Source organism: Achromobacter sp. 2789STDY5608615, assembly GCF_001298995.1.
In the GTDB taxonomy this organism is placed as follows: domain Bacteria; phylum Pseudomonadota; class Gammaproteobacteria; order Burkholderiales; family Burkholderiaceae_B; genus Achromobacter; species Achromobacter insuavis.
In genome coordinates this window covers 59469-77373 of the sequence record NZ_CYTY01000029.1, presented here as the reverse complement: position 1 = coordinate 77373, position 17905 = coordinate 59469, and the positions used below count along the sequence as shown (strand labels likewise).

The following is a 17905-nucleotide window of genomic DNA, read 5'->3' as shown; positions in this document are numbered from 1 at the left end:
CGCGCCGCCCGGCCGGTCCGCCGCCGGCGCGTTTGCGCCCCTGCCGGCCCCTCGGGCCGGCAGAAAAACGACAACGGTTTGGCGCATAATTGCCGCCATGATTCCGGTATCTCTTCCTGGCGGTAATTACTACGTGCTGATGGCCGTCTCGCTGGCCTGCCTGTCCACGCTGCTGACGTGGGTGGCCGTCCTGGCCACCAGCCGCGGCGCCCGGCTGTGGCTGGGCGACCATCGCCGCGGCGGCACGATCCTGATGGCGCTGCTGGCCCTGGTCGGCGGCATCTTCCCCTACCAGCAACTGAGCCAATGGCTGGTCGCCCAGCGCGACGCCCGCCTGGGCGCCAGCCTGGACCGCGTGCTGGACCAGCCCACCCGGCTGGCCGGGATCGACATGCCGGCCGGCACGGTGCTGCGCCTGACCACCGCCGGCGATCCGGCCTCGTTCGACCGCGCCACCTTCCCGGAAGGCCATCCGGCCAGCGTGCAGGGCCTGAGCGCCACCCGCCTGTTCCATTACCCCGCCAGCGCCCGCCAGCCCGAGGCATTGTCGGCCGAGATCGCCCGCGACCAGGCCCAGGAAGGCTGGCTCTGCGCCCACGGCCACCGGGTCGAATTCGTCATACTGGGCGGCCAGCCGCGCTTCGCCAGCTGCCACCTGGCCATCGGCAACACCCTGAATCAGCAGCCGATCCCGCCCGGGACCTGGCTCAAGGTCGACGACGCCGCGCGCGGCAGCGCCCCGGACCCGGCCAGCCCGGCGCCGCGCTGGCTGCTGCGCGCCGAGGGCAGCGAGCCGCTGTCGGTGGACGGCATGCCGCTGCTGAAGGTGGACATGACGCTGGACGCCCAGCGCCGCCTGCTGGCGTTCGAGGGCCTCCTGGGGCGCGAAAGCGCCTTCGGCGGCATCACCTACCCCACCGGCACCCGCATGCTGACGGCCGGCCCGCGCGTGCCCGGCATGCAGCCCGGCGACCTGCTGTTCTCGCCCTCGCGCGGCCGCTCGGCGCGGCAGGCCGACGGCAAGGAAGTCGCCGCCGGCATGTCGGTGCTGCAGGCGCCCGACGGCACCGTGCGCCGCGTGCTGTCCAACCGCGAGGCCGGCGTGCTGGACGTGGCGGCCATGCGGACCGCTCCCTGACAACCGGCTTTCAGGCCGGCGCCGCCGGCTGTCGCAAAGCAGTGGGATAATACGAAGCTTTCCCCCGCGCGCCGCCTTGTCCTGGCGGCGATTCCGTCCTGCTCATTCATGAGACGAAGTCATGGCCGTTAACCTGCAGATCCCCTCCGAGTCCGAAATTTTCCCTGTTGCCGGCGTTGAAATCGGCGTCACCGAGGCCGGCATCCGCAAAGCCAACCGACGCGACCTGACGGTATTCCGCCTGGCCGAAGGCAGCAGCGTGGCCGGCGTGTTCACCCGCAACCGCTTCTGCGCCGCCCCGGTGCAGGTCTGCCAGGCCCACCTGGCAGACGGCGGCCCGATCCGCGCGCTCGTCATCAACACCGGCAACGCCAACGCCGGCACCGGCGCCGAGGGCCTGAAGAAGGCCCAGGACACCTGCGCCGAGCTCGGCCGCCTGCTCGGCGTGCCCGCCGCCCAGGTGCTGCCGTTCTCGACCGGCGTGATCCTGGAGCCGCTGCCGCTGGACCGCCTGTTCGCCGGCCTGCCGGGCGCCATCGCCAACCTGGGCGCCGACCACTGGTCGAGCGCCGCGCACGGCATCATGACCACCGACACGCTGCCCAAGATCTCGTCGCGCCGCGTCCAGATCGGCGGCAAGGCCGTCACCTTCACCGGCATCAGCAAGGGCGCCGGCATGATCCGCCCCAACATGGCGACCATGCTGAGCTTCCTGGCCACCGATGCCGGCATCGCCCAGCCGCTCTTGCGCAAGCTGGCGGTCGAGATCGCCGACGCCTCGTTCAACCGCATCACCGTGGATGGCGACACCTCCACCAATGACTCGTTCATCATCGTCGCCACCGGCAAGTCGGGCGTCGAGGTCAACGCCGAATCGGACGCCGCCTACGCCGCCGTGCGCGAGGCCCTGACCGCCGCCGCGCTGGAACTGGCGCAGAAGATCGTGCGCGACGCCGAAGGCGCCACCAAGTTCATGACCATCCGCGTGGAAGAAGCCGGCACCACCGAGGAAGCGCTCAAGGTGGCCTACGCCGTGGCCCACTCGCCGCTGGTCAAGACCGCCTTCTTCGCCTCGGACCCCAACCTGGGCCGCATCCTGGCCGCCGTCGGCTATGCCGGCATCGACGACCTGGACGTGTCGAACATCCGCCTGTGGCTCGACGACGTGCTGGTGGCCAAGGACGGCGGCCGCAATCCGGCCTACCAGGAAGCCGACGGCCAGCGCGTCATGAAGCAGGCCGAGATCACCGTGCGCATCGCGCTGGGCCGCGGCCAGGTCAACGACACCGTCTACACCTGCGATTTCTCGCACGAGTACGTGTCGATCAACGCCGACTACCGTTCCTGATCAAGACCCGCCATCCGCCCGGCTGACCCCGGGCGCGGGGCGCTGGCGCGCCATGGCGCGCCGGACTCCGCGGGATGGCGGCAGCAATGAAATCCAGTGGCTGCGCCTTACCCATCGCCGGTCACTGCCCCCGGGGGATCCGTGGCATCACCGCGGTCCCCGGCAGGTGACAGCCGTTGAGCGGCGCGCGTCCCCACGACGCCTTGCGGCGGGACACGCGCCCTCTTCTTCCGACGATGCCCGCGAATGCGACGCGGGCCCGGTGCCGGGCCCGCCCGTTCGCTCTTCCAGGATCACACCGTGACCGCGACCGAATTCACCACCCTCATCCAGCGCGCCGAGCGCGTCCTGGCCCAGCTCGAAGCCTGGCTGCCCCCGGCGCCCCCCCGATATCGACTGGAACGCCCACGCGTTCCGCTGGCGCAAGCGCGGCTCGCGCGGCTGGCTCGACGCCGTGCGCCACGTGGCCCGCATCGAACTCGAGGACCTGCAGCACATCGAACGCCAGAAAGGCATCATCGAGCGCAACACGCAGCAGTTCATCGACAAGAAGCCCGCCAACAACGTGCTCATGACCGGCGCCCGCGGCACCGGCAAGAGCTCGCTGGTCAAGGCCATGCTGGCCGCCCACGGCGACCGCGGCCTGCGCCTGATCGAGGTCGACAAGTCCGACCTGGGCGACCTGGCCGACATCGTCGAGCTGGTGGCCTCGCGCCCCGAACGCTTCATCGTGTTCTGCGACGACCTGTCGTTCGAGGAAGGCGAGGCCGGCTACAAGGCGCTCAAGTCCGTGCTGGACGGCTCGGTCGCCGCGTCGGGCGACAACGTGCTGATCTACGCCACCTCCAACCGGCGCCACCTGATGCCGGAATACATGAGCGAGAACCTGCAGGCCAAGCACCAGCCCGACGGCGAGATCCACCCCGGCGAAACCGTCGAGGAAAAGATCTCGCTGTCCGAGCGCTTCGGCCTGTGGCTGTCGTTCTATCCCTTCAAGCAGGACGACTACCTCGACATCGTCTACCACTGGCTGCGCGAGCTGGGCTGCCCGGAAGACCAGATCGAGCCGTCGCGCACCGAGGCGCTGCAATGGACCATCGAGCGCGGTTCGCGCTCGGGCCGCGTCGCCTACCAATTCGCCCGTGACTGGGCTGCCCGCCATGTCTGACAAAATCATCGATGTCGCCGCCGGCCTGATCCTGCGTCCGGACGGCATGCTGCTGCTGGGGCAACGTCCCGAAGGCAAGCCCTGGTCGGGCTGGTGGGAGCTGCCCGGCGGCAAGCTCGAACCCGGCGAGACCGTGCTGCAGGCGCTGGCGCGCGAACTGCAGGAAGAGATCGGCATCCGCGTGACGCAGTCGCGGCCGTGGGTGACCTATGTGCACGCCTACCCCCACACCACGGTGCGCCTGGCGTTCTGCCACGTCACCGGCTGGGAAGGCGAGCCGCGCAGCCTGGAGAACCAGCGCCTGGAATGGGTCGACCCGGCCAACGCCGCGTCGGTCGGCGACCTGCTGCCGGCCACGCTGCCGCCGCTGCGCTGGCTGCAGCTGCCGACGGCCTACGGCATCAGTTCCATCGGCGCGCGCGCCGGCCTGTCGGCCTTCCTGGACCGGCTGGACGCGGCACTGGCGCGCGGCGTCAAACTGGTGCAGCTGCGTGAACCGCAGTGGCCCGACGGCCCGGCCTCGGCCTCGCTGCACGAGGCGCTGCAGCAGATCGTCAAGCGCTGCCGCGCCGCGGGCGCGCGGGTGCTGGTCAACAGCGCCCATCCGGCCGCCTGGTGGCGCGAGGCCGATGGCGTGCACCTGCGCGGCGCCGACGCCGCGCGGCTGACCACCCGCCCCGAATTGCCGGCCGGCGCGCTGGTCGGCGTCTCGGCGCACGACAACGCGCAGGTGGTGCATGCGCGCGAACTGGGCGCGGACTTCGCCGTGCTCGGCCCGGTGCTGGACACCCCCAGCCATCCCGGCGCGCCGACGCTGGGCTGGGACGGCTTCGTCGAAGGCAACCGCGACGCCGGCATTCCGGTGTTCGCGCTGGGCGGGCAATCCGCCCAGACGGTCTCGCACGCCCTGCGCCACGGCGCGCACGGCATCGCCGGCATCCGCGGCCTGATCTGACGCCCGCGGGCCGGCAGCCGGCAACGCCGGCCCGGCCCCTCTGCCGGAACCGCGAAGTCTGGCAAGATGGCAGCCACATCGGCCCTTCCCCCGCACACCAGCGGCGGTTGCGGCCGACGGCCGGGTGCCCGGTTCACCGGACCCCGTCCGCTCCCACCTCACCAAGAAGGAACCGGCCCATGTCCCGACGTGAGAATACCGAGCGCCAGATCCTGCAGGCGCTCGAAGAGCAGATCAAGGAAACCGGCATGGGAGGCATCGGCATCAACGCCATCGCCAAGCGCGCCGGCGTCAGCAAGGAACTCATCTACCGCTATTTCGACGGCATGCCCGGGCTGATGCTGGCCTGGATGCAGGAACAGGATTTCTGGACCCGCAATCCCGACCTGCTGGCGGCAGACGAGTCCAGCCAGCGCAGTCCCGGCGACCTGGTGCTGTCGATGCTGCGCGCGCAGATCGAGGCCCTGTCCGGCAACGAGACGCTGCGCGAAGTGCGGCGCTGGGAACTGATCGAACGCAACGAGGTGTCGGCGCCGCTGGCCGAGCGCCGCGAACGCGCCGCGCGCGGTTTCATCGACCGCGTCGACGGCCTGACCCCCGACATGGACGTGCCCGCCGTCGTCAGCGTGATGCTGGCGGGCGTGCTGTACCTGATGCTGCGCGCCAAGACCGAAAGCCATTTCCTCGGCGTGCCGCTGCGCACGGCGGAAGGCTGGGCGCGCATCAACGACGCGCTGGAACACCTGGTGAAACAGGGCTTTCCGGACGCGCTCAACCAGCAATCCCTGGCCCACCTGGAGGCGCGCCGCAAGAAAGCGCGGCCGCCCGCCGAGCCCGTGGCCTGAGTCCGCCCCGGATCCAGGCCGTTGCGGCTCACCGGGCCGTCGCCGGCCGTTGGCGCCGCCGCGTCTATCTGGCGGGCGCCGCCGAAGCGGCAGGCGGCGCGGCGGGCGCCGTGGCCTGCGATCCGCCGCCGGCCGCGCCCGCCCCTTGCGCGGGCAGCCCGTTCCAGCCGCCGCCCAGGGCAACGATCAGGTTGACGCTGGCCACCAGGCGGTTGCCATACAGGCTGAGCGCGCTGCGCTCGTTGCTGAGCGCGGTGGCGTCCACCACCGCCACGCTCAGGTAATCCACCAGCCCGGCCTTGTACTGGTTCTGCATCAGCCGCAGCGATTCGCGCGCGGCCTCGAGCGCGCGGCGCTGCACGGTCTGCTCGTTCTCCATCACGCGCAGCTGGATCAGGTAGTCCTCGACTTCGCGCAGCCCGGTCAGCGCCGCCTGCCGGTAAGCCGCGGCCTGCGCGTCGTAGGACGCGCGCGCCTGCTCGACCTGTGCCTGGCGCGCGCCGCCGTCAAAGATGGTCAAGGCCAACGCCGGCCCCAACGACCAGAAGCGCGCCGGGGCGGTCAGCAGCTCGGCGAACTGACCGTTGCGGAAGCCGCCATCGGCCGACAGCGTCAGGCTGGGGAACCAGGCCGCCTGCGCCACGCCGATCTGGGCGTTGGCGGCGGCGGCGCGGCGCTCGGCGGCGGCCACGTCGGGACGGCGCTCCAGCAGTTCGGAAGGCAGGCCCACCGGGATCTGCGGCAGCTGCACCGAGAACGCCGCCGGCGGCAGGCTGAAATGCGACGGCGCCTGGCCCATCAGCACCGCGATGGCGTGCTCGTACTGGCCGCGCTGCCAATCCAGATCGATCGACTGGGCCCGCGTGCTCTCGACCTGGGTGCGGGCCACGGCGACGTCGGCCTGGCCGACGACGCCCACGCTGTAGCGGTTCTGCGTCAGTTGCAGCGATTTCTCGTAGGCGGCCACGGTCGCGTCCAGCAGGCGCTTCTGCTCATCGAGCACGCGCAACTGCAGATAGGCCTGCACCAGCGCGGCCTGCGCGCTCAGGCGGGTCGCCGCCAGGTCGGCCAGGCTGGCCGACGCGCTGGCCTCGGAGGCCTCGACATTGCGGCGCACGCGGCCCCACACGTCCAGCTCCCAGCTGACGCTGCCCGTCAGCGAATACTGGTTGGACACGTTGCCGCCGCCCGACGACGAGGACGACGAACCGCCGCTGCCGCCGCCGCTGCCCGAGCGGGTCAGGCCGGCGCCCGCGCCCACGGTGGGGAAGAACCCGGCGCGCGCGCCGCGCACCAGGCCCAGCGCCTGGCGGTAATTGGCCTCGGCCTGGGCGATGGTCTGGTTCGACGTGTTGAGCGCGTCCACCAGGCCATTGAGCGTGGCGTCGTCATAGACGCGCCACCACTGGCCGCGGTCGGCGTCATCGCGCGGTTCGGCGCGCTTCCAGCCGGGCACTTCGTCCTGCCCTTCCTTGTAGGCCGCGCCCACGTCCAGCGCCGGCCGCTGGTAGTCAGGGCCGACGGCGCAGGCGGCCAGCGCGGCGCACAACGCCAGCGTGATGCCGGCGCGCGGCAGAAAGACGGAAGGGAAAGGCTTGGCGTTGCGGATCATAGTTGTTCTATCGAAGCGGCCCCGCCGCGCCGGGCGCGCCCGCGCGCGGCCCAGAGGCGGAAACGGTCAAGGTAGAGATAGACCACCGGAGTGGTGTACAGCGTCAGGATCTGGCTCAGCACCAGCCCGCCCACGATGGTAATGCCCAGCGGCTGGCGCATCTCGACGCCAGCGCCGGTGGCCACCACCAGCGGCAGCGCGCCAAAGATGGCGGCCATGGTCGTCATCATGATCGGCCGGAAGCGCGTCAGGCAGGCCTGGAAGATGGCTTCCTTGGGCGCCATGCCCTGATTGCGCTCGGCCTCGAGCGCGAAGTCCACCATCATGATGGCATTCTTCTTGACGATGCCGATCAGCAGGAACACCCCGATCAGGGCGATCAGCGTGAAATCGGTGCGCACCAGCAGCAGGGCCAGCAGCGCGCCCAGCCCGGCCGACGGCAGCGTCGACAGGATCGTCAGCGGATGCACGAAGCTCTCGTACAGGATGCCCAGCACGATATACATGGTGACCAGCGCGGCCAGGATCAGCCACGGCTGCTGCGCCAGCGTCTGCTGCAGCGCCGCCGCCGTGCCCTGGAAGCCGGCCTGGATCTGATCCGACGGCAGGCCGATGCGCGCCACCGCGGCGTCGATGGCGGCGGTGGCCTGCCCCAGCGACACGCCCGGCGCCAGGCTGAACGACACCGTGTCGGCCACGAACAGGCCCTGGTGCTGCACGCTGAGCGGCGCGTTGGCGTTCTCGAAGCGGGCGAAGGCCGCCATCGGCACGCGCGTGCCGGCCGACGTGATCACCTCGACCTGCTTGAGCGACTCGATATCCTGCGCGAACTTCTGGTCCACCCCCAGCACCACGTGATACTGGTTCAGCGGCCCGTACATCACCGACACCTGGCGCTGGCTGAAGGAATTGTTCAGCACCGTGGAGATGGTCGACATGCTCACGCCCAGCCGCGTGGCGGCGTCGCGGTCGATCACCAGGTTGATCTCGCGGCCCTTGTCCTCGACGTCGGTGTCGACGTCGGTGATCTCGGGGACCTTCGACATGGCCTGCTGCACCTTGGGCATCCAGGTGCGCAGCAATTGCAGGTCGCCGGACATCAGGGTGTAGTCGTACGAGCCCTGGCTCTGGCGGCCGCCGATGCGGATGTCCTGCTGCGACACCAGGAACATGCGCGCGCCCGGCATGTTCTGCAGCCGCGCCCGCAGGCGGTTGATGACCTGGTCGGCCGACACGCCGCGCTCGGCCAGCGGCTTGAGCTGGATCTGCATGAAGCTGCTGTTGCTGCCGCCGCGCCCGCCGGCGAAGCCGGTCATGCTTTGCACCGCCGGATCGGCCAGCACCACCTTGCGCAGCGCCTCCAGCTTGGGCACCGTGGCCTGGAACGAGGTGCCCTGGTCGACCCGGAAGAAACCCAGCAGCTGGCCGGTGTCCTGCTGCGGAAAGAAGCCCTTGGGCACCGCCGTGTACAGATACACGTTCAGGCCCACCGCCGCCGCCAGGATCAGCATCATCAGCCGGCCGTGCGCCAGCGCCCAGGCCAGGCTGCGGCGGTAGCCGTCCTGCATCCAGGCGAAGCCGCCCTCGGCCCAGCGCGCCAGGCGGCCCGGCGGCTTCGGCTCCTTGGGTTCGGCCTTGAGCAGGCGCGCGCACATCATCGGCGTCAGGGTCAGCGACACCACCAGCGACACCATGATGGACGCCGACAGCGTCACCGCGAATTCACGGAACAGGCGTCCCACCACCCCGCCCATCAGCAGGATCGGAATGAACACCGCCACCAGCGACAGGCTCATCGACAGCACGGTGAAGCCCACCTCGCGCGAGCCGCGCAGCGCCGCCCGCATCGGCGACATGCCGTTCTCGACGTGGCGCATGATGTTCTCGAGCACCACGATGGCGTCGTCCACCACGAAGCCGGTGGCCACGATCAGCGCCATCAGCGAGATGGTGTTGAGCGTGAAGCCGCACAGATACATGATGCAGAAGGTGCCGATCAGCGACACCGGCACCGCGACGCTGGGAATGATCGCCGCGCGCCAGCGCCGCAGGAACAGCAGCACCACCAGCACCACCAGGCCCACCGCGATGACCAGCGTCAGCTCGGCCTCGTGCAGCGAGGCGCGGATGCTGGGCGTGCGGTCCTGCGCCACGGCCAGCTGCACGTCGGCCGGCATCAGCGCCAGCAGCACCGGCAGCTGGGCCCGCACCGCGTCCACGGTCTCGATGATGTTGGCGTCGGCCTGGCGTCGCACGATCATCAGGATCGCGTTGCGCTGGTTGTAGAAGCCGGTCTGGTACAGGTCCTCGACCGAATCCTCGACCTTGGCCACGTCCGACACGCGCACCGGCGCGCCGTCGCGCCAGGCCACGATCAGCGGCCGGTACTGCTCGGCGCGGCTGAGCTGGTCGTTGACCATCACCTGCCAGTGGTACTGGTCGTTTTCCAGCACGCCCTTGGGGCGGTTGGCGTTGGCGTTGGCCAGCGCCGTGCGCACGTCGTCGAGCGAGACGCCGCGGTTGGCCAGCGCACCCGGCAGCACCGTCACGCGCACCGCCGGCAGCGAGCTGCCGCCCACCGTCACTTCGCCCACCCCGTCCACCTGCGACAGCTTCTGCGCCACGATGGTCGAGGCCAGGTCGTACATCTGGCCCTGGCTCAGCGTGTCGGAGGTCATCGCCAGCGTCATGATGGGCGCGTCGGACGGATTGGACTTGTGGTACGTGGGATTGCTGCGCAGGCTGGTCGGCAGCAGCGAGCGGGCGGCGTTGATGGCCGCCTGCACGTCGCGCGCCGCGCCATTGATGTCGCGCGACAGGTCGAACTGCAGCGTCACGCGGGTCGAGCCCTGGGTGCTGCTGGAGGTCATCTCGGTCACGCCGGCGATGCTGCCCAGCGAGCGTTCCAGCGGCGTGGCGACGCTGGAGGCCATGGTCTCGGGGCTGGCGCCCGGCAGGCTGGCCGACACCGAAATGGTGGGAATGTCCACCTGCGGCAGCGGCGCCACCGGCAGCAGGAAGAACGACAGCATGCCGGCCAGGACGATCGCCAGCGACAGCAGCGTGGTCGCCACCGGCCGGACGATGAAGGGCGCCGACAGGATCACGGCGCGCTCCCGGCGCGCGCCTCGCGCATGCCGCGCCAGCGCCGCGACATGCGGTCGAACATCAGGTAGATCACCGGCGTGGTGAACAGCGTCAGCACCTGGCTCAGCAGCAGGCCGCCCACCATCACCAGGCCCAGCGGCTGGCGCAGCTCGGCGCCGGTGCCCGTCGACAGCATCAGCGGCAGCGCGCCGAACAGCGCCGCCAGCGTGGTCATCAGGATCGGCCGGAAGCGCAGCAGCGCCGCCTCATGGATCGCCGCGCGCGGCGACAGGCCGCGCTTGCGCTCGGCGTCGAGCGCGAAGTCGATCATCATGATGGCGTTCTTCTTGACGATGCCGATCAGCAGGATGATGCCGATGATGCCGATCATGTCGAGCTCGGTGCCGCTGATCAGCAGCGCCAGCAACGCCCCCACCCCGGCCGACGGCAGCGTCGACAGGATGGTGATCGGGTGGATGTAGCTTTCGTACAGCACGCCCAGCACGATGTACATGGTGACGATCGCCGCCAGGATCAGCCACAGCGTGCTCGACAGCGAGTTCTGGAACGCCAGCGCGGCGCCCTGGAAGCGCGTCTCGACGCTGGCCGGCATGCCGATCTCGGCCTCGGCCGCGGTGATCGCCTCGACCGCGGCCGACAGCGACGCGCCATGCGCCAGGTTGAACGACACCGTGACCATCGGGAACTGGTCCAGCCGGTTCACCGCCAGCACCGTCTTGCCCTCGGTGATGCGGGCGATGGACGACAGCGGCACCTGCGCCCCGGTGGAGGTCGGCACGTGGATCTGGCCGAGCGAGGCCGGGTTCATCTGGAACTGCGGCTGCACCTCCAGCACCACGCGGTACTGGTTGGATTGGGTGAAGATGGTCGAGATCAGGCGCTGGCCGAAGGCGTCGTACAGCGCCTCGTCCACCACCGCCGCCGTGATGCCCAGCCGCGAAGCCGCGTCGCGGTCGATCTCGACCCAGGTCTGCAGGCCGTCGTCCTGCAGGTCATCGGTCACGTCCTTCAGGCCCGGCACCTGGCGCAGCCGGTCGATCAGCTTGGGCGTCCATTCGCTCAGCACCTTCAGGTCCGGGTTGGACAGCGTCATCTGGTACTGCGTGCGGCTGACCCGGTCCTCGATGGTCAGGTCCTGCACCGGCTGCATGTAGACGGTCACGCCGTCCTGCTTGCCGAAGGCCTCCTGCAGCCGCGCCATCACGGTCGGCAGGTCGCCCTTGCGCTCGGACTGCGGCTTCAGCGCAATCTGCATGCGGCCGGCGCTGAGGGTGGCGTTGCTGCCGTCCACGCCGATGAACGACGACACCGCCTGCACATCGGGACCCTCCAGCGCCAGCCGCGCCGCGGCCTGCTGGCGCTCGGCCATGGCGGAGAAGGAAATCGACTGCGGCGCCTGCGTGATGGCCTGGATCAGCCCGGTGTCCTGCTGCGGGAAGAAGCCCTTGGGAATCAGGATGTACAGCAGCACCGTCAGCGCGAAGGTCGCCAGCGCCACCAGCAGCGTCAGCGGCTGGTGGCGCAGCACCTTCTGCAGCATGCGGTCGTAGGCGGCGATGGTGCGGTCGATGAAGGCCCCGGTGACCTGGTGGAAGCGGCCGTGCTTCTGCTCGGACTCGGCGCGCAACAGGCGCGCGCACATCATCGGCGTCAGCGTCAGCGACACCACCAGCGAGATCAGGATCGACACCGCCAGCGTGATGGCGAACTCGCGGAACAGCCGCCCCACCACCTCGGTCATGAACAGCAGCGGGATCAGCACCGCGATCAGCGAGAAGGTCAGCGAGATCAGCGTGAAGCCGATCTGCGAGGCGCCCTTGAGCGCGGCCTGCAGCGGCGTCTCGCCCTCTTCGATGTGGCGGGCGATGTTCTCGATCATGACGATGGCGTCGTCCACCACGAAGCCGGTGGCGATGGTCAGCGCCATCAGCGTCAGGTTGTTGATGGAGAAACCGGCCAGGTACATGATGCCGAACGTGCCCACCAGCGACAGCGGCACCACCACGCTGGGAATCAGCGTCGCCGTGATGCTGCGCAGGAACACGAAGGTCACCATCACCACCAGCGCCACCGCCAGCAGCATCTCGAACTGTACGTCGGCCACCGAATCGCGGATGGTCTGGGTGCGGTCCGACACCACCGTCACGTCCAGCGTGGCCGGCAGCGCGGCGCGCAGTTGCGGCAGCAGCGCCTGGATGCGGTTGACCACGTCGATGACGTTGGCGCCGGGCTGGCGCTGGATGTTGAGCAGGATGGCGGGCTTGTCGCCGGCCCAGGCGGCCTGGCGCGTGTCCTCGGCGCCCTCGACCGCGCGCGCCACGTCCGACAGGCGCAGCGGCGCGTTGTTCTTGTAGGCAATGATCAGGTCGTTGTAGTCGGTCGGCGACTTGAGCTGGTCATTGGCGTTGATGGTGGTCGAGCGCAGCGGCCCGTCCAGGTTGCCCTTGGGCTGGTTGACGTTGGCGCCCACCACCGCGGTGCGCAGGTCGGTCAGCCCCAGGCCGTTGGCCGCCAGCGCCTGCGGATTGACCTGCACGCGCACGGCCGGGCGCTGCCCGCCCGCCACGCTCACCAGGCCCACGCCCGGAATCTGCGACAGCTTCTGCGCCACCCGCGTGTCCACCAGGTCGCGCACCTGCGGCAGCGGCATGGTGGGCGAGGTGATCGCCAGCGTCAGCACCGCCGCGTCGGCCGGGTTGACCTTGTTGTACGTCGGCGGCACCGGCAGGTCGCTGGGCAGCAGGTTCGACGCCGCGTTGATGGCGGCCTGCACCTGCTGTTCGGCCACGTCCAGCGGCAGCGTCAGGTTGAACTGCATGGTGATGACCGAGGCGCCGCCCGAGCTGGTCGACGACATCTGGTTCAGGCCCGGCATCTGGCCGAACTGCCGCTCCAGCGGCGAGGTCACCAGCGACGTCATCACGTCCGGGCTGGCGCCCGGATACAGCGTGGTCACCTGGATGGTGGGGTAATCGACTTCGGGCAGGGCCGAGACCGGCAGCAGGCGGTAGGCGATGAAGCCGGCGATCAGGATGGCCACCATCGACAGCGTGGTGGCCACGGGCCGCAGGATGAACAGGCGCGACGGGCTCACGGCGTGGCCCCCCCCGCTTATCGCGTCGCGGGCGTGGTGCCCGCCGGCGCGCCCCCCCGCCCAGCGACTTGTCCTTGGCGGCGGGAATCACCTCGTCGCCGCCCACCACGTCGACCTTGGCGCCGGCGCGCAGGCGGTCGGTGCCTTCGGTCACGACGCGGTCGCCCGGCTGCAGGCCCTCGTTCACGGCCACCATGCCATTGTTGATGGCGCCCAGCTTGACCTGCTTGACCTGCACGGTGTTGTCCGGCTGCACCAGGAACACGAAGGCGCCGGCCGACCCCTGCTGCACCGCCGCCGTCGGGATCGCCATCACGCCCTTGCGCGTCAGCACGTGCAGGCGCACGTTGACGAACTGGTTGGGGAACAGCGCGTCGTCCTGGTTCTCGAATTTGGCCTTGAGCTTGAGGGTGCCGGTGGTGACGTCGATCTGGTTGTCCAGCGTCGCCAGCGTGCCGGAGGCGATGCGGCGGGTATCGGCGCGGTCGTAGGCCTCCACCGCCAGGGTCTTGCCCTCGGCCAGCTCGGCGCGCACTTCCGGCAGTTGCGTCTCGGGCAGCGTGAAGACCACCGAGATCGGCTGCGTCTGGGTGATCACCACCAGGCCGTTGGTGTCCGAGCTGGACACCAGGTTGCCGCGGTCGACCTGGCGCAGGCCCAGCCGGCCGCTGATCGGCGCGGTGATGCGGGCGTAGTCCAGCTGCAGGCGGGCATTGTCGACATTGGCCTGGTCGCTCTTGATGGTGCCTTCGTATTGGCGCACCAGCGCGGCCTGGGTGTCGACCTGCTGCTTGGCGATCGAGTCCTGCTTGAACAGGGCCTGGTAGCGCTGCAGGTCGCGGCGCGCGTTCTCCAGCAGCGCCAGGTTCTGCATCTGGGTGCCGCGGGCCTGGTCCAGGGCCACCTGGAAGGCGCGCGGGTCGACCTGCGCCAGCAGGTCGCCGGCCTTGACCTGCTGGCCTTCCTGGAACGGCACGTCGACCAGTTCGCCGCTGACGCGGCTGCGCACGGTGACGGTGTTGTAGGCGGTCACGGTGCCCAGGGATTTGAGGAAGATGTCGATGTCCTGCGTCACGGCGCTGGCCACCCGCACCGGCACGGCCAGGTTGGCCATGGCCGCGGCCATGTTGGGCCGTCCGCCGCCGGAGCGCCCGCCGGGGCCGCCGCCGCCCGGCTTGGCCGCCGGCCGCAACGCCAGCCAGGCGATGCCGGCCACCACCAGCAAAAGCACCGCTAACCCGATGATTCTGCGGCGGGTCCAGCGAGAGGGCGGAGAAACGGGACGGCTATCGGACATGGGGAACGGTTCCGGCACTGACGGAGAAAGCCGTATTGTGACCTAGACGACCGACATTTCAGCCATTGTCCGTTACTGCTGAAATCGGCCGCAACAGGAATCGGGGCGGGATGCCCCCCGCCCGCGCCCGCCGGACTACGAATTGCAGAGCGTGATCTGGAAGGGGATGCTGCGCGCCACCTGCTGGGGCTTGAATTCGCCGTCCTGGGTCGAAAAGCGGATCCAGATCATGTACTTGTTCGCGCTGATCTCGGGAAAGACCCCCTGCGCCGGATCGACCCAGACGCGCAGCAGCTGGAACTGCTTGCCGCCCAGCATCTCCTGGTAGGCGCCCTGCTCGGCCACGATGTCGGTCTTGCGTCCGGACTCGCGCAACAGGCGCAGCGCCAGGGTCAGGCCGTCGTTCAGGGCGGTGAAGGGCGCCAGCCAGGCCTGCAGGTCGGCGCAGCGCGCGGCTTCGGACTTGTGCTGCCAGGCGTAGTACGACGGCATGTCGACCTGGGTCGCGCCGCCGGGCACGGCCAGGCGGCCGCGCAGGCTGGTGAGCCATTCGTTCTCGCGCAGGGATTGGCCGGTCTTGCCGGGCGCCGCCAGGGCCGAGGCCACTTTTTCGAGTTCGCGCAGCATGCCTTCGAGCGCGTCCTGCGCCACCCCGGGGTGGTCGCGCAGGCCCACCAGCGCCACGCGCTGGCGTTCGAGGTCCTGCAGCACCGAGCCTTTGACGTCGGTGCGCTCGCAGACATCGAGCAGGTCGAACAACGAGGTGACGGCGACCTGGTGCTGGCGTGAATCCCCCTCGCGGGCAAAGAAGAACAACCTGTCGAACAGGTATTCAAGCCGCAGGTAGGCGCGGATGCGCTCATTGAAGGGATATTCGTAAACAATCACGCTTGTAAACAGGCCCATCAGAGGTCGGCCGGCGGGCCGAGATTATTCAGGGGTGCCGGCCAAGCCCGGGGCTTGCCGGCCCGTCGTGGCCGCCAACGTGAGCCAGCGATCATGCAGGGTCTTCGCCTGCACGCGCAATTGCTCCGGCGATGTCGCGCCGCCATTGTCGATGACGTCGTCCGCGACTTCGAGCCGGTCCGCCCGCGCAGCCTGTGCCGCCATGATACGCCGGATGGCTGAGTCCGTCAGCCCGCTGCGCGACTGCACGCGGGCCACCTGCGTGTCGGGATCGCAATCGACCACGCAGATGCGGTCGACGCGGTCGCGCCAACGCCCGATCGACTCGACCAGCAACGGCACCACGAACACCAGATAGGCGCCTTGCGCGGCCTCGGCCTGGCGTTCGGTTTCGTGGCCGATGGCCGGGTGCAGGATGGCTTCCAGGCGCAGGCGGACCTGCGGATCCGCAAACGCGCGCTCGCGCATCCAGTCGCGGTCGAGGGCGCCGGCCGGCGTCAGCGCGTCGGGCCCGAATTCGCGTTCGATGGCGGGCATCGCGGCGCCGCCGGCCGCGGTCAGCGCGCGCGCGATCTCATCGGTATCGACCACCGACGCGCCCCATTCGCCCAGCATGTCGGCCACGCGCGATTTGCCCGAGCCGATGCCCCCTGTCAGACCGATCTTGAACATGTTCGTCCTTCGTTTGCGGCACGGACCGGACAGGACCGCCGCGCCATCGGGCGCGAGCCGCCGCTGGCCGCGCGCGCGTTCAATTCAATGCAGCAACCATCCCAGGCCCTGCTCGCCGCCCAGCAGCAGCACCGCCACGCCCGCCAATGCCAGGTACGGGCCGAACGGCAGCGCCTGGCCGCGGCTGGCCCGGCCGCTGAGCGTCAGGGCGCCGCCCACCACCACGCCGACCACCGACGCGCCCAGCAGCAGCATCGGCAAGGCGCCGACGCCGAACCAGGCGCCCAGCGCCGCCAGCAGCTTGAAATCGCCGTAGCCCATGCCTTCGCGGCCGGTCAGCAGCCGGAATGCATGAAAGATAACCCACAGGAACAGGTAGCCGGCCACCGCGCCCACCACCGCCATCGACAGCGGCGTGAAGGCGTCGAACAGATTCACCAGCAGACCGGCCCAGGCCAGCGGCAGCGTGATCGCGTCCGGCAGCAGGGTCGATTCCAGGTCGATCCAGGCCAGCGCCACCAGCGCCGCCGACAGGCCCATGGCGCACAGCGCGATGGGCGTGGCGCCGAAACGCCAGGCGCAGGCGGCGAACAGGAGGCAGGTGATCGACTCGATGGCGGGATAGCGCCAGCCGATCCCGGCCCCGCATGCGGCGCAGCGGCCGCGCAGCGCCAGCCAGCCCAGCAGCGGCAGGCGGCGCCAGCCGGTCACCGGGGTCTCACAGCTCGGGCAATGCGAGGCCGGCGCCAGCAGGCCGGAATCGGCGGCCGGCCGGGCCTGGCCCGCGGCCTCCTGGCACTGCGCCTGCCACTCGCGCTCCATCATGCGCGGCAGGCGGTAAGTCACCCGAGTCAGCCAGCCGCCGACCAGCAGGCCGGCCAGCGCGGCCAGCGCGATGAACGCCGCCAGCGGCACCGGGAAGACATGCCACAGCGTCATGCGCGCTCCCGCGACGCGGTCCGTCGCGCCGGCGCGCGAGCGCTGGCGGCAAGGCGGCGGGCGGGCAGCCGGGAGCCGTGTCGTAATTTGTGCATAAAGTGCCGGCAACGCCTTTCAGGATGATGGGGATCGTATCGAATCTTCGCATAAGTGCGTAAAATCGGAGACAGACTCAACTTACGGATCAGCTGCCATGGCCGCGCGCGTCGAAATCCTTACCCGCCCCCGCAAACTCAGCATGATGGGGCTGCTGCTAGCGGGCACGGTGCTGGGTGCCGCGGGCTGCGCCCAGCAACGCACCGAAGGCTATTACGATCCTCCGGTCGAAAGCACCGTCACCGACGCCCAGTACCAGGGTTCCGGCGCCGGCTACCGCACCGTGCTGCGGGCGCCCTCGCAGGTGCAGATCGCGCTGAAACCCGACCAGAAGAAGACCCCGACCCAGGCCGCCGCGGCCCAGGGCGCCACCACCGAGGACGGCCAGCCCGTGCCGGAAGGCGCGGACAGCGGCGCCGCCGCGGCCCCCGCGCCCGTTCCGGCGCCCGCCGCCGCGCAGAGCGCCGCCGCCAACAGCCTGGTGCCGCAGCCGCAGACCTACATGGGCACCCTGCCGTGTTTCTCGCCCGCCATGCAATGCACGGCGCAACGCGTCACCCTGACCCTGGCGCCCAACGGCCGCTGGCGCGGCCGCACCGCCTACCTGGAAAACGATCCCCAGAAGGCCGCGCCGATCGTCGAGCAAGGCTGCTGGGACGCCACCGACGAGCGCCCGCCGCGCGTCCTGCTGCTCGACAGCAAGGGCAACATGCGGGTCGAATTCGTG

The 17905-nt window shown here is 70.1% G+C and carries 11 protein-coding genes and 2 pseudogenes; 6 read left to right on the top strand and 7 right to left on the bottom strand.

Annotated features, from left to right (window positions below):
- Positions 1-97: 97 nt before the first annotated feature.
- From AOZ49_RS22475 to AOZ49_RS22455, 5 genes and pseudogenes are all read left to right on the top strand, one after another.
- Positions 98-1138: a hypothetical protein gene (locus AOZ49_RS22475; protein ID WP_054477857.1), complete on the top strand. Its 1041-nt coding sequence runs from the start codon at positions 98-100 to the stop codon at positions 1136-1138.
- 121 nt (positions 1139-1259) lie between these two features.
- Positions 1260-2486 (top strand): bifunctional glutamate N-acetyltransferase/amino-acid acetyltransferase ArgJ, encoded by a 1227-nt coding sequence (argJ, locus tag AOZ49_RS22470; protein WP_054477855.1) that lies wholly within the window; start codon positions 1260-1262, stop codon positions 2484-2486.
- 300 nt (positions 2487-2786) lie between these two features.
- A pseudogene (locus AOZ49_RS22465) lies at positions 2787-3654 on the top strand (ATP-binding protein).
- The gene (locus tag AOZ49_RS22460; protein WP_054433219.1) at positions 3647-4609 is read left to right on the top strand and encodes a Nudix family hydrolase; all 963 of its coding nucleotides are present in this window, start codon (positions 3647-3649) and stop codon (positions 4607-4609) included. The pseudogene AOZ49_RS22465 and the gene AOZ49_RS22460 overlap by 8 nt, the downstream one beginning before the upstream one ends.
- 179 nt (positions 4610-4788) lie before the next feature.
- Positions 4789-5454, top strand: coding sequence for a TetR/AcrR family transcriptional regulator (locus AOZ49_RS22455; protein WP_054477854.1), 666 nt, complete (start codon positions 4789-4791; stop codon positions 5452-5454).
- 64 nt (positions 5455-5518) lie between these two features.
- On the opposite strand, the gene AOZ49_RS22450 is transcribed toward AOZ49_RS22455, so the two are convergent.
- The 7 genes and pseudogenes from AOZ49_RS22450 to AOZ49_RS22420 all read right to left on the bottom strand — a co-directional run bounded on the left by AOZ49_RS22450 (position 5519) and on the right by AOZ49_RS22420 (position 17082).
- Positions 5519-7066: an efflux transporter outer membrane subunit gene (locus tag AOZ49_RS22450; protein WP_054477851.1), complete on the bottom strand. Its 1548-nt coding sequence runs from the start codon at positions 7064-7066 to the stop codon at positions 5519-5521.
- Positions 7063-10173 carry a multidrug efflux RND transporter permease subunit gene (locus AOZ49_RS22445; RefSeq protein WP_054477850.1) on the bottom strand — a complete coding sequence of 1037 codons (3111 nt, stop codon included), beginning with the start codon at positions 10171-10173 and terminating at the stop codon, positions 7063-7065. The genes AOZ49_RS22450 and AOZ49_RS22445 overlap by 4 nt, the downstream gene beginning before the upstream one ends.
- The gene (locus tag AOZ49_RS22440; protein WP_054477848.1) at positions 10170-13268 is read right to left on the bottom strand and encodes an MdtB/MuxB family multidrug efflux RND transporter permease subunit; all 3099 of its coding nucleotides are present in this window, start codon (positions 13266-13268) and stop codon (positions 10170-10172) included. The genes AOZ49_RS22445 and AOZ49_RS22440 overlap by 4 nt, the downstream gene beginning before the upstream one ends.
- Positions 13269-13302: 34 nt before the next feature.
- Positions 13303-14565, bottom strand: a pseudogene (locus AOZ49_RS31910) (MdtA/MuxA family multidrug efflux RND transporter periplasmic adaptor subunit); the annotation flags it as partial.
- Between the two features lie 135 nt (positions 14566-14700).
- Entirely contained in the window at positions 14701-15453 is a 753-nt protein-coding gene (gene zapD, locus AOZ49_RS22430) for a cell division protein ZapD (RefSeq protein WP_054433256.1), read from the bottom strand.
- A gap of 42 nt (positions 15454-15495) precedes the next feature.
- Positions 15496-16143 carry a dephospho-CoA kinase gene (gene coaE, locus AOZ49_RS22425; protein ID WP_054433209.1) on the bottom strand — a complete coding sequence of 216 codons (648 nt, stop codon included), beginning with the start codon at positions 16141-16143 and terminating at the stop codon, positions 15496-15498.
- 84 nt (positions 16144-16227) lie between these two features.
- Complete coding sequence (locus AOZ49_RS22420; protein WP_054477844.1) at positions 16228-17082, bottom strand: prepilin peptidase; 855 nt, start codon at positions 17080-17082, stop codon at positions 16228-16230.
- 193 nt (positions 17083-17275) lie between these two features.
- On the opposite strand from AOZ49_RS22420, the gene AOZ49_RS33060 reads away from it, so the two are divergent.
- The coding region (locus AOZ49_RS33060; RefSeq protein ID WP_054477842.1) for a copper resistance protein NlpE N-terminal domain-containing protein at positions 17276-17905 on the top strand (630 nt) is incomplete at its 3' end.

Bases quoted from the DNA above. Each gene is read 5' to 3' on its own strand.
- AOZ49_RS22460 (WP_054433219.1), top strand. From the start codon at position 3,647: ATGTCTGACAAAATCATCGATGTCGCCGCCGGCCTGATCCTGCGTCCG.
- coaE (WP_054433209.1), bottom strand. From the start codon at position 16,143: ATGTTCAAGATCGGTCTGACAGGGGGCATCGGCTCGGGCAAATCGCGC.
- AOZ49_RS22475 (WP_054477857.1), top strand. From the start codon at position 98: ATGATTCCGGTATCTCTTCCTGGCGGTAATTACTACGTGCTGATGGCC.
- AOZ49_RS22420 (WP_054477844.1), bottom strand. From the start codon at position 17,082: ATGACGCTGTGGCATGTCTTCCCGGTGCCGCTGGCGGCGTTCATCGCG.
- AOZ49_RS22455 (WP_054477854.1), top strand. From the start codon at position 4,789: ATGTCCCGACGTGAGAATACCGAGCGCCAGATCCTGCAGGCGCTCGAA.
- AOZ49_RS22450 (WP_054477851.1), bottom strand. From the start codon at position 7,066: ATGATCCGCAACGCCAAGCCTTTCCCTTCCGTCTTTCTGCCGCGCGCC.
- argJ (WP_054477855.1), top strand. From the start codon at position 1,260: ATGGCCGTTAACCTGCAGATCCCCTCCGAGTCCGAAATTTTCCCTGTT.